Below are 11,560 nucleotides of genomic sequence, written 5' to 3'. Positions count from 1 at the left end.
GTAGGTTGTCAATTCACCTACGCTATTATTGTCTAACGTCTTAAGAACCGCCCCCTAAAGGTGGTGCTGTTTTAGCGGGGATGCTTTTAACGTATTGAGATAACGTTGTTTCTAAGTTTTTTACTTGCAGCAATAATTGCTTGTTTTTTTCACCCAGTTTGGTCACTCTGCTTGCCAGTGATATTTGTTGTTTGTCTCGACGTTGCGAATTTGACTCTATTGCTGATAATTCTAATGATAACGTTTTAATTTGCTCTCTCAGTTTTTCCGAATTCTTTAATTGTTCTTTCACCGCGTCAATCGAATATTCTGTTGTTACTTGTTTGTCATTTATTTCTTCAATAGTGGCTAACGTTGAGGTAACTTGTTTTCGCTGAGCTAACGATATATCGGTGAGTGACTTACTGTCTCTTTGTAATGCTTTTATTTGAGACTGGTTCTTTCGCCATGCAGAAGCCCAAAGTTTATCCATTTCATTCCACAGCTTATCACTTGTCTTGCCCAGTGTTTCTAACCTGACTTTCATCTCTATTGTTGACTCACCCATTTCTTCACCCGTAGCTGAGAGTTGGCGCTCTAGTCCCATAATACGTTGCTCAGCTGAAGCGATAATGGCATGAGTTTTGATATCTTGTTGATAAATCCAATAGGCAGCAACACCTAATAATAAGTAGATTAAAAAAGTGGAAAATTTTGATAAAGTTGATAATGATGTTGATACATTTTTCTGAGACTTCTCTACTTTAGGTTTAGCCAAAGTGTTATCTACAGAACTTGGAGGCACTGCAGAATAAGTTCGGGTATTTTTAAACGCTTCAACCTGATCTTTATCAGGGGTAATACTTGGCATGTTGTGATCAATTTGCTTAGTCAAAATATTTTCCTGTTTGTACAATTTTTATCATTATTATTTTATCGGTTATTCTACACAATTATTTTTTGATTTATTCAAATTAATATGATTATTTTTATTTGATTGAGGAACCTTTGCCATCGTCATCCATGACACCATGACATACCGTTCATCCTGAACATAAAAAACCGATAAGTAGGCTTATCGGTTTTATCTTTATTTAACTATCACCGTTAGTAACTTTCGTTATGAACACTCAATACAGCACGGCCTGATGGGTCAGTATTATTTTGAAAGCTTTCATCCCAAGCTAATGCTTCTTGTGTACTACAAGCGACTGATTTACCGCCAATAACACAATCGGCTGCCGAAGAAAGTGGAAAGTTATCTTCAAAGATAGCACGGTAGAAATAAGCTTCTTTGCTGTCTGGTGTATTTACTGGGAATTTAAAATTAGCTGTTTCAAGCTGTTGATCGGTAACCTGAGATTCCACATGTGCTTTTAAACCGTCAATCCATGAATAACCTACGCCATCAGAAAACTGCTCTTTTTGACGCCACAAAATCTCTTTCGGTAAATAACCTTCAAAAGACTCACGTAAGATAGCTTTTTCCATTTTACCATTGCCACACATTTTGTCTTCAGGGTTGATGCGCATAGCAACATCCATAAAGTTTTTGTCTAAAAATGGTACACGGGCCTCAATGCCCCAAGCTGACATTGATTTATTGGCACGTAAACAATCAAACTTGTGCAATCTGTCGAGCTTACGGTTAAGCTCTTCATGAAATTCTTGGGCGTTTGGCGCTTTATGGAAATATAAATAACCACCAAAAAGTTCATCAGCACCTTCACCAGACAGCACCATTTTTATACCCATAGCTTTAATTTTTCGCGCCATTAAATACATAGGCGTCGACGCTCGAATAGTGGTTACATCATAGGTTTCTAAGTGATATATAACTTCTTGAAGGGCATCAATGCCTTCTTGTTCAGTGAAAACAACACTGTGATGAATAGTACCAATACTATCTGCTACCGTTTTCGCAGCAATTAAGTCAGGAGAGCCTTCAAGACCACAGGCAAATGAATGAACTTTTGGCCACCAAGCTTCAGCTAAATCGTTATCTTCAATACGACGAGCCGCAAATTTTTGTGTGATCGCTGAAATTAACGACGAATCTAAACCTCCTGACAATAAAACACCGTAGGGCACATCGGTCATTAAGTGACTCTTAACCGACTCTTCTAATGCTTCACGAATTTTTGTTTTGCTGGTGGTATTATCTTTAATGGCAGAATATTTTTGCCAGTTACGTTTATAATATTGTTGTAACTCACCAACACGGCTGTCTAAAATATGCCCAGGAGGAAACTCACTGACTGTTTTACAAATAGGCATTAACGCTTTCATTTCAGAGGCAACATAAAAGTTACCGACTTCATCGTAACCCGTGTAAAGCGGGATGATACCCATATGGTCGCGGGCAATTAAGTAAGAATTGTCAGTTTCATTATATAAACAAAAAGCAAACATCCCTTGTAGTTTGTCAACAAAATCAACGCCAAATTCTTCATAGAGTGGCAAAATAACTTCACAATCAGAGCCCGTTTGAAATTGGTAATCAATGGTCAGATTTGATGCGAGGGTTTTATGGTTATAAATTTCACCGTTTACGGCGAGAATGTTTTTCTTATTTTCGTTATATAAGGGTTGAGCACCATGCTCAGTATCAACAATGGACAAGCGTTCATGCACTAAAACAGCATGATCACTACTATAGATGCCTGACCAATCAGGACCACGGTGACGTAATAAACGAGAAAATTCTAAAGCTTTTGGACGAAGTGCATCTGCACCTGTTTTTATATCTAATATACCAAAGATCGAACACATTGAAGCGCTACTCCTTTAAATTATTAACAAATTGTGGGGTGACCTATAAATTAAATAGCTTATAGGTAAGAGCCACTGTGCCAGTTATAAAAAATTTATCAAGTGCTATTTGTTCTTAACAACTTATAAAAGGTTATATGTCTAATTTTTTATCATAAAAAAACGCTAGTGAGTAAACCCAATAGCGTTTGGTATATATTGTGCTATCCCTTAAATATTATTGGTCACATCAACCGAGAGCTTTATCATTTGGCCAGGTTGTAAATACTTTGTACGGTTTAAGCTGTTCCAGCGTTCAATGTCACGAATCGAGACATTGAACTTATCAGCAATACGTGCAAGAGAATCGCCACGTCTTACCTTATATCTGATGTTACGCATAATCGCTTGATCTGCAGGTCGATACAATTTCTCGTTTGCCAAATTCGACTTGGTCACCTTAGTTTTTTGCCATATAACAAGTTTTTGTCCCAGCTTTAAAACATCACGTGGTGCCATGCCGTTCCATTTGGCAATACTGCGACTACTCACATTATATGCTTGCCCAATATCCCATAAGGTATCACCAGATTTAACGATATGAGACGATTTCTCTCCGCTACGTTGACGATTCTTGGTCGTTGCCAATCGTTGCTTTTGCGAAAATACGTAACTATCAAGTGATTGTGTAGCAACAGGAATTAATAAGTGCTTGCCGGCACGAATTTGTGTTCCTTTGATATTATTAATTTGTTTAATTAATTTGATGTCAGTATTAAATTTATGAGCAATTTCACCTAAATTATCACCATTTTTAATTTTATAACGCTGCCATGCTAAGCGATCTTTTTTTGGTAGTTCGGCAAGTTTTTTCTCAAAGTTAGCCACTTTATGGTTGGGAATTAATAAACGATGTGGACCATCTGGATCAGTAGCCCAACGATTAAAACCAGGGTTCAATCGTTGTAATTCAGCCAATGACAAATCGGCTAATTTAGCCGCTTTTGCTAAATCAAGCTGTGACTCTATATTAATGTTAGTGATTTGACTCTTATTTTCAATTTCATAAAGCTTGATATTAAAGTCGTCGGGGCGACTTATAACATCAGCCAGGGCAAGTAACTTTGGAACGTAGGCTCTGGTTTCTCGGGGCAAATCTAAAGACCAAAAGTCGGTAGGTAAATTTTTACGCGCATTTTTTTTCATCGCACGCTTTACACGGCCTTCACCAGAATTATAAGCGGCGAGCGCTAACAACCAGTCGCCATCAAAAAATTTATTTAAATATTTTAAATATTTAATCGCTCCTTGGGTTGATGCAATAACATCGCGGCGTCCGTCATACCACCAGTTTTGCTTCATATCAAAACGTTTACCAGTGCCTGGGACAAATTGCCACATACCTGAAGCACGGCCATGAGAGTAAGCAAAGGGGTCAAAAGCACTTTCAACAATGGGTAAAAGTGCTATTTCTAATGGAATATCATTTTTTTCAAGCTCTTGAACAATATAAAAAATAAAAGGCTCTGAACGCTTAGCAACACGGTCAAGATATTCAGGATGTTTTACAAACCAGTTGCGCTGAGATATTACCCGTTTGTCTTCTGGAATATCGAAGGTAAACTTAGTGCGAATACGTTGCCAAATATTATCAGAAACGTAAATATCATCGACTATTTCAGGATCGGTTAAAGTAAATTCAACATCAGCGACAGGATGAATAATATCAATGGTTTCATCCGTTAATATCGCTTGATTAATTTCAGCCGTACTGGCTATTTGCTGTTCTTGCGTATTTGTTGCATTGACTCCGTTATTACTTTGTAGGGAGGTCGCTTGACAACCCATTAATATAATAGTGGCTGAAATAGAGAGTGAAAGCGGTAAAGCTTTTGAAAAACAATGCTGTTTAGAAAGTAATTCTTTTGATTTTTTTAAAAAATAGTTCATGTATTTACTGTATTATTGTACTTGAGGTTAGTTTCACTTATTTAGCGTCCTTATTCAAGGGTGACATCAATGAAAGGCTTGAAAATAATGCGTTAAAATTCATTTTTCCACTGCCTAATAATGGTAAAAGTTTCTACTGTATCTGTTGGTTTTTTGCCACTGAAGTCAAAGGCACTATTGATAATTTCTTGCTGGTGACAACGTAAAAAAGGATTGATCTTTTTCTCAAGTAAAATTGAGGTAGGTATGGTTGAAATATTATTTGCTCTGCGTGTTACCACTTGGTTATAGTAGTGAACCAATTCGGCATTTTGCGGCTCTACCGCAAGGGCGAATGTTAAATTGGCTAAGGTGTATTCATGAGCGCAATAAACATGTGTTTTATCAGGTAAGTCAGTTAAGCGTGTTAAGGCACTCAACATTTGTTGTGGTGACCCTTCAAATATGCGCCCACAGCCTCCAGAAAATAAGGTGTCGCCACAAAAAACAACATCACTTGTATAGTAACCAATATGATCTAGCGTATGCCCCGCAAGATCAACTATCTCAAACGACAATTCAAGTGCGGTAATCTCAATAACTTGTTTGCCTTTTACCCGAATATCAGCATGTGCTATTTTTTTATTTTCAGGCGCATAAACGGTTAATGGCCAGCCTTTACTTAGGCAATAATCTTTTAGTTCAGCGACACCACCGGTATGATCAGCATGATGATGGGTAATTAAGATAGCGCAAAGCTGTAAATTATTCTCTTCTAAAAAAGTAATACAAGGTTCAGCATCGCCGGGATCAACCAGTGCAACAGGCTTTAGCATGCTTTCATGGACAGGCTTTACATCGGGCGAAGTTATTGCCCAAAAATAATTGTCAGTAAAAGCGGGAATGGCTGTAACCAAAATTGGCTTTAGTGTTTGACTTTGCACGTTAAATCGTCCTCAATAAAGGTAAAGTAAATAGTATACCTGTAAATGAACCGAAAAGGCGTATGTAAAACTTATGAAACCAGCTTTGGGTTATCGCCAACCTCATTATCCTAATTCTTGGCAAGCCTTGCCTAACGGTGAGATCATTGTTAAAGCAATAGATCAAGTATTGGCGCCATGGTGGCCAAAATTTTTTGGTTATCATTTATTAAAAATTGGAGCGCTTAGTGGATATATTGACAGTTCAGGCTGTAGTATCAAGCATCAAGTTAATTTGGTAGAACCAAAACGAGTGGGGGATATTATTGCTCATGTCGATGATTTACCGTTTTTAGAACATAGTATCGATGTCTGCTTGTTAAGCCATGTATTAGAGTTTTCACTTGACCCTCATCATGTTGTCAGAGAAGCAAACCGTGTTTTGATCCCCAATGGCTATCTTGTGATCACCGGTTTTAATCCGTTTAGTTTAGCGGGTCTAAATAAATTTATTCCCTATCGCAAGCATAACACCCCGTGGAATGAACGTTTTTTTTCTGCTATGCGCGTAAAAGATTGGCTGCATTTAATGGGCTATGAAATATTAGTTGATGAAAAAGTAATACATTCTTCTTTATCGGGTAGGTTAAGCCAAGGTAAAATTATTCAAGTTTGGCAACAACTTGCCAGTGAATTTTTACCAAATTTGGGTTCTGTTTACGTGTTAGTGGCCAAAAAGCGAGTTCATCCATTAACACCGATTAAGCCTAAATGGGCAATAAGACCAAAGTTCAAACAGGTAGAAGTACCGAGTATGAATTCTTCACATAAAATTAAATAACAGCTAAGCCTTTAAAAAGAGAGTGCCGATATGATCCATCGTAATGATTTAGAAAGGCATCTTAATGCCTTGCTAAAACCTGAACAAATTAAAGATTTTTGTCCTAATGGTTTGCAAATACAGGGCAGTGATGAAATCCATAAAATAGTAACAGGTGTAACGGCAACACAAGCGTTAATAGAGCAAGCTATTGATGAGAAAGCGGATGCTCTAGTCGTACATCATGGATTTTTTTGGAAAAATGAATCTTATGTTATTCGCGGGATGAAGTATCAACGGATAAAAGCATTAATAGCTCATAATATTAGCTTGTTTGCTTATCATTTACCGCTAGATATTCATCCTGAGTTAGGCAATAACGCGCAACTTGCTCAATTGTTTGAAATAAATAATGTGCAGCCGTTAGAACAGGGCAATCCGTTAAGTGTCGCTGTGCGTGGTGAGTTTTCTCATCATATTTCTGGTAATGAGCTTAGTACACGTATTTCTGAGCAACTCGCGAGAAACTGTCTACATATTGCGCCACCATCAGATAAAAAAATAAAGACAGTTGCTTGGTGTAGTGGCGGTGGTCAAAACTATATTGAGCTCGCTGCAGAGCAAGGCATAGACGCTTTTATTAGTGGCGAAGTTTCAGAGCAAACAACACATGTTGCGAGAGAAATGGATATTCATTTCTTTGCTGCAGGTCATCATGCTACTGAGCGTTACGGCGCAAAAGCATTGGCCAAGCATCTTGAAAAAGAATTATCTATTGCCACTGTTTTTATAGATATTGATAACCCTGCTTAATCAATATGGTCAGTTATGTGAATGAAAAGTGACACATAACTGACCATCATTATTAGCTCCCTGGTCGTTATCTCAAATACATTTCTCGTTATACTGAAGTTATTTCAGGATCTTGCACTTTAGAATGTAAAAACCGGATATTGAAATGAGTTTCGCATGACGGTAACACCACCAATTACTCGCTCTTTAACCATTGAATCGCACGACCCAAGCTTTCATACCAAGCATGAGTTGTTTGTTCGAGGTGCATAGGTGTTGGTAAATAATCTGTCCAATATTTTTCATCATCCATGCCTTTGGTCCATTTTCCTGCTGGTGCGGCGATTGGATAGATACCTTGTTGTTGAAAGTATTTTATAGCGCGTGGCATATGGTCTGAATTAGTCACTAAGACAACATTCTTCCCACTGACTCTAGGGGACATTAATTGTGCTTCTTCTTCTGTATCTTGTGGAAAACCTTCGACAATTATCTTTTTCTCTGCCACCCCTAATAGCATTGCTGCTTGTTTAACTTTCTCAGCATTACTCGTTTCGTCATAACCGGCATAGCCAGAAGTAATTAATTGAGCTTCTGGATGAATACGTGAAATACGTATAGCCTCTACAAGGCGTTGCAATGAACAAATGGCTAATTCACTGGTCGCTGGTAATTGAGCATCTGTGGTGTGCGCGCACCCTAATATAATAATGTAATCTACTGGCACGCTTGAACGGGTAAAAGCACGGTGGTTTTCTTCAATAGGGGCCATTAATAAATTAGCAAACGGACGAAATGATCCTAACGTTAACAACAGCGTTGCGAATATTAGGCAGTAAAAACTGAGTTTCTTTTTATAATGATAAAAAATAATTGCCAGCAAGAGTAATAGGATGACCATACTTAATGGCATGATCAAGGCGCTGACAATCTTTTTAAGTAAAAATAGATCCATAATTATTCTTAGTTCATTATATATTTTCAATGTTATTCAAGATTATAATCATCATTAATATTACTTAAAACATAAAGTTGAATTTAAATGCCACATTGTTATGAATTTGCCGTATTTTCAGTGATCAAAGCAAATCAAAAGCGAGTCATTGAACTTAGTCAACGACTGTTTGAAGAAATGAATAATGAGAGGAATATTTTGGTATCACATAATATTCTTGTTAAAACGGATAATGATGAAGAAATATCTTGGCAGTTGGTTTGGTTAAATGAAGAAGCGGTTGCAGAAAACGCACAAAAATGGTCTACATTTCCTAGTAGTCGTGAATTAGAGTCATTGGTGGGGGAGAGACTTTACTATGGATATTTTTTGGCTATTTAATTAATCGCTTAAAGAGGCGTGAGGCGAAGCAATCTATGCTCCACCTCATTACTATTATAGTAAACTTGTTAACATATCGGCATTGTATTCAACTAACTTCTTATTTTCACGGACTCTAGCGACATAGTCAGGGTTCGCAATAAAAGGGCGCCCAATAGCAATAAGGTCAAATTTGTTAGCAGCAATTGCGCTACTTGCAGATTCAGGCGTATAACTTCCTACACCCACTAAGGTTTGACTGTAGTTAGCGCGAATATAACTTGACGCTTGACCATCTAAATAATCAAATTTCATTGAATCATCAAAGATGCCCAAATGTAAAAAAGCAAGGTTACGGTGCTCAAGTTCTTTGAGGAAATAATCAAAAACATGACGGTCTCTTGCATCTTCAGACATGAAAAAATAGGCGCCCGGGCTTATTCTTAATGCGGTTCTATCTTTACCGATGCTGTCAATAACGGCGTCAACAACCGCTAATGGAAAACGTGACATGTTTTCAGGTGTCATGCCATATTCATCAGTGCGGCGGTTGCTGTCATGATGAAGGAATTGGTCAATTAAATAGCCATTTGCACCATGAATTTCGACACCGTCAAAACCGGCTTTAATAGCATTTTTTGCGGCTTGAACGTAATCAGCGATTAATTGTTCGATATCTTGATGAGTAACCGCTTTGGGTACTTGGTAGTTCAAGTCACGCATTCTCGGTACTGTACCTTCAACACCGACCGACGAAGGAGCTAAAACATCAAGAGATCCATTGTTGTTGTCTTTGAAAAAATGAGGATGAGCAACACGGCCTGTATGCCAAAGTTGGGCAAATATTTTACCGCCTTTATTATGAACCGTCTTAGTAACAAATTTCCACGCATTAATTTGCTCTTGTGTAAATAATCCTGGTGTATTTGGGTTACCTTGCCCATCAGGGCGAATAATTGTTGCTTCAGAAATTATCAACCCAGCTTCTACTCTACGACCATAATATTCAGCCATTGCTACCGTGGGTACTAGGTTGTCATCAGCCATACAGCGAGTTAATGGCGCCATTAAAATACGATTATTTAAAGTGATTGTGCTATTTAATGAATAAGGTTGGAATAAATTATTGGTCATTGTTCTCTCTTTTAATGTGTTTTTTCTTTCTTGAATATCCGTTCAAGATAGCGCTATTTGAACGATCATTCAAGTATTTTTTTGAATGATCGTTCAAAATTAAGTATCATGTCGATACCTTAAATACAGATGTTAAGTTTTAATCATGAGAAATGCTGAGTTTGACCGAGAAAAAGTACTGAGATCTTCGATGAGCTTATTCATGGAAAAAGGCTATAGCAGAACCAGTATGCCCGACTTGAAAAAAGCGACAGGTTTACACCCAGGCTCAATTTATTGTGCATTTGAAAATAAACGCGGCTTACTTTTAGCGGCTATCGCGCAATATAAAGCCGATCGTAATGTGGAATTCTCACATTTTTTCTTAACCGATGATACGATTCTGTCACAATTAAAAAAATATTTAGACCATATGGTCAGTGAATGTGTGAGTGGAGATCCAGCTAAAGGCTGTTTATTTATCAAAACACTTTACGAGTCAACAGAAGAAGATAAAGAGGTACAAGCGGTCATTGCTGAAAATGTATCTCAATGGCAACAAGCGTTAACAGATAAATTCAAGCAAGCACAAACAGCTAAAGAATTATCATTAGATAAAAATAGCGAACATCTAGCCCGTTTTTTAGTCATGGGTATTTATGGCCTACGTACTTTTGCGCAATCCAATCCTGATCAAGACACTTTGCAAGCCTTAGCAGAACAATTATTTAACAGCATTCGTTATTAACCTGTCGTTAACTGTAAAGCCGTTATAATGTAAATATAATTGAAAATTTTTTCATGGAGTTTCGTATGCGTTTATTTTTATTAGCTTTTTCTGTTATCACTGTACTTTCAGGTTGTGATAAAGAAGAACAACCTTTTAAAGAGGCTATTCGTCCTATTGCTTGGCAAGAAGTTCAGCAGTCTTCTTTTGACCAAGTACGCCGTTTATCGGGGACTATTTACCCCGTAGAAGAAGCTAATCTAAGTTTTGAAGTGGGTGGAAAAATACAATGGATAAAAGTTAAACTTGGCGATGAAGTCAAACGCGGTGATGCGCTTGCTCGCTTAGACCAGCGAAACTTTAATCTGAGTCGTCAATCTGCACAAGCTAACTTACAAAAAAGTTATGCCGCATTGTCTGAAGCTGAAAATGAATATAAACGCTATGCAGAACTATCATCGAAAGGTTTAGTGTCAAAGTCAGGTTTTGATAATGCCAAAGCAGCATTTGAATCAGCGACCAGCGCGGTAAATATTAGCAAGACACAGCTTGATATTGCTAAAAAAGACTTAAGCGATTCAATATTAACGGCACCTTACAACGGTAAAATAACGAAACGTCTCAGCGAGCCATCAATGCAAATTTCTCCGGGCCAAGCCATTTTTCAAATTGAAGGTGACGATGGTTTAGAGGTGCAAGTGATGGTGCCTGAAACGATGATCAGAGATTTATCTAAAGGCAATGAAATTGATATTCATTATCCCGCTTTTCCTACCTTAAATAGTAAGGGCACTATCGCTGAAATCAGTTCGCGCGCAGCAACCGCGAATGCTTTTCCGGTGACGATCCTCATCAATACCGAACTTAAAAATTTACGAGCAGGTATGACGGCAGAAGTCGATTTTACCTTTCAAGGTATTGGTCGTACAGGTTATCAGGGTAAAGCTTTCCATTTACCCATATCAGCGCTAGCGGCAGATGAAGGGCAAAAATCGTATGTTTTTGTTTATAACGTTGAACAGCAAAAATTGCATAAACGTATGGTACAAACCGAAAGTATTTTAAATAATGAAGTATTGGTTTCTGCCGGTTTAGCTTCTGGAGAAATTATTGCTATTGCCGGTGTTTCTTTTCTGCGTGATGGTCAATCGGTTCAATTGCTTGATAAACATGTAAAGCGTTTTAATTAATAATGTCATCTGATGACTAAA

11 protein-coding genes are annotated in these 11,560 nt (G+C 37.7%); 5 read left to right on the top strand and 6 right to left on the bottom strand.

Annotated elements, in window-relative coordinates; translation table 11 throughout:
* Nucleotides 1-40: 40 nt before the first annotated feature.
* The 4 genes from H4J73_RS13330 to gloB form a co-directional block, all read right to left on the bottom strand.
* Nucleotides 41-874 carry a hypothetical protein gene (locus H4J73_RS13330; protein WP_182181218.1) on the bottom strand — a complete coding sequence of 278 codons (834 nt, stop codon included), beginning with the start codon at nt 872-874 and terminating at the stop codon, nt 41-43.
* Between the two features lie 212 nt (nt 875-1,086).
* Complete coding sequence (gene asnB / locus H4J73_RS13325) at nt 1,087-2,751, bottom strand: asparagine synthase B (protein WP_182181217.1); 1,665 nt, start codon at nt 2,749-2,751, stop codon at nt 1,087-1,089.
* Between the two features lie 210 nt (nt 2,752-2,961).
* Nucleotides 2,962-4,578 (bottom strand): LysM peptidoglycan-binding domain-containing protein, encoded by a 1,617-nt coding sequence (locus H4J73_RS13320; RefSeq protein WP_182223438.1) that lies wholly within the window; start codon nt 4,576-4,578, stop codon nt 2,962-2,964.
* A gap of 194 nt (nt 4,579-4,772) precedes the next feature.
* Nucleotides 4,773-5,603: a hydroxyacylglutathione hydrolase gene (gene gloB, locus H4J73_RS13315; RefSeq protein ID WP_182181216.1), complete on the bottom strand. Its 831-nt coding sequence runs from the start codon at nt 5,601-5,603 to the stop codon at nt 4,773-4,775.
* Nucleotides 5,604-5,676: 73 nt separating this feature from the next.
* On the opposite strand from gloB, the gene H4J73_RS13310 reads away from it, so the two are divergent.
* Nucleotides 5,677-6,423, top strand: a complete 747-nt coding sequence (locus tag H4J73_RS13310) for a class I SAM-dependent methyltransferase (RefSeq protein ID WP_182223425.1) — start codon at nt 5,677-5,679, stop codon at nt 6,421-6,423.
* Nucleotides 6,424-6,453: 30 nt separating this feature from the next.
* The gene (locus H4J73_RS13305; RefSeq protein WP_220460091.1) at nt 6,454-7,215 is read left to right on the top strand and encodes a Nif3-like dinuclear metal center hexameric protein; all 762 of its coding nucleotides are present in this window, start codon (nt 6,454-6,456) and stop codon (nt 7,213-7,215) included.
* Between the two features lie 175 nt (nt 7,216-7,390).
* Here H4J73_RS13305 and H4J73_RS13300 read toward each other — a convergent pair whose 3' ends face one another.
* The gene (locus H4J73_RS13300) at nt 7,391-8,149 is read right to left on the bottom strand and encodes an ElyC/SanA/YdcF family protein (RefSeq protein ID WP_182223424.1); all 759 of its coding nucleotides are present in this window, start codon (nt 8,147-8,149) and stop codon (nt 7,391-7,393) included.
* Between the two features lie 87 nt (nt 8,150-8,236).
* Between H4J73_RS13300 and H4J73_RS13295 the strand changes: the two genes are divergently transcribed.
* Nucleotides 8,237-8,530, top strand: coding sequence for a hypothetical protein (locus H4J73_RS13295; RefSeq protein ID WP_182181213.1), 294 nt, complete (start codon nt 8,237-8,239; stop codon nt 8,528-8,530).
* Between the two features lie 54 nt (nt 8,531-8,584).
* Here H4J73_RS13295 and H4J73_RS13290 read toward each other — a convergent pair whose 3' ends face one another.
* Nucleotides 8,585-9,643, bottom strand: coding sequence for an alkene reductase (locus H4J73_RS13290; RefSeq protein WP_182181212.1), 1,059 nt, complete (start codon nt 9,641-9,643; stop codon nt 8,585-8,587).
* A gap of 145 nt (nt 9,644-9,788) precedes the next feature.
* Between H4J73_RS13290 and H4J73_RS13285 the strand changes: the two genes are divergently transcribed.
* Both H4J73_RS13285 and H4J73_RS13280 read left to right on the top strand, forming a co-directional pair.
* Nucleotides 9,789-10,370, top strand: a complete 582-nt coding sequence (locus H4J73_RS13285) for a TetR/AcrR family transcriptional regulator (RefSeq protein ID WP_182181211.1) — start codon at nt 9,789-9,791, stop codon at nt 10,368-10,370.
* A gap of 65 nt (nt 10,371-10,435) precedes the next feature.
* Nucleotides 10,436-11,539, top strand: a complete 1,104-nt coding sequence (locus tag H4J73_RS13280) for an efflux RND transporter periplasmic adaptor subunit (protein ID WP_182181210.1) — start codon at nt 10,436-10,438, stop codon at nt 11,537-11,539.
* Nucleotides 11,540-11,560: the final 21 nt, after the last annotated feature.

This window comes from Colwellia sp. MB3u-41 (assembly GCF_014076845.1).
In the GTDB taxonomy this organism is placed as follows: Bacteria; Pseudomonadota; Gammaproteobacteria; order Enterobacterales; family Alteromonadaceae; genus Colwellia_A.
Note: the sequence above shows the minus strand (reverse complement) of the source record. Positions and strands in the feature narration are given on the sequence as shown.